2 protein-coding genes are annotated in these 659 nt (G+C 62.2%); both read right to left on the reverse strand.

What is annotated here, in order from left to right; genetic code table 11:
- A partial coding sequence (locus AACR77_RS06535) for a Maf family protein (RefSeq protein WP_042880457.1) occupies positions 1 to 210 on the reverse strand: 210 nt, incomplete at its 3' end.
- 52 nt (positions 211 to 262) lie between these two features.
- A partial coding sequence (gene mreD / locus AACR77_RS06540) for a rod shape-determining protein MreD (protein ID WP_042880459.1) occupies positions 263 to 659 on the reverse strand: 397 nt, incomplete at its 5' end.

The following is a 659-nucleotide window of genomic DNA, read 5'->3' on the forward strand; positions in this document are numbered from 1 at the left end:
AGGCAGCGCCGTCGGCGCCGCGGCCACACCGGCCATGGCCTTGTCGCGGGCCAGCCGGCAGACGTAATCCTGGGGCTTCTCACCGTCGTTGCGCAGCTCCGGCACATCCAGCTTGAGGACCTCGAAACGGTAGCCCAGGCGGGTCAGAAGCTCGTGCCGGCGGGGGGAGCCCGAGGCGAGATAGAGTTGCAGTTCGTTGTGCTTGTTCATACTTCACTCAATGAGACGATGCGCAGTTACAATGCGTTGTTTTTATTCACATTCACTTGATATTGAAGCGACGCCGCACCTTGCGCAAGACCATAAAAATCCAGGGCCATATTAACATCGTCGTCAACGTCGACCAAAAGTAGGCGAAGTTGAGGCTGGCCCGGCTGAACAGATGCTCCGCCCAGAACACGGTGATCTTCCCCACCAGGGAGAGCAGACCGATGATCAGCGCCTGCTGCCAGAGGGAGAAGTTGCGGATCTTCTGGAACTGGAAGGCCGCCAGGTAGGTGGTGATGGCCATGGCCATGGCCCGCACGCCGAGGGTGCTGCCGAGCAGCACGTCCAGCAGCAGGCCCGCCACCCAGGCGGTGCCGACGTTGGTCCGGTGCGGCAGCGCCAGCGCCCAGTAGATGAGCACCATGGCGAGCCAGTCCGGACGGAAGGGGTCG

Source organism: Aeromonas sp. ZOR0002 (assembly GCF_963866995.1).
Classification (GTDB): domain Bacteria; phylum Pseudomonadota; class Gammaproteobacteria; order Enterobacterales; family Aeromonadaceae; genus Aeromonas; species Aeromonas caviae.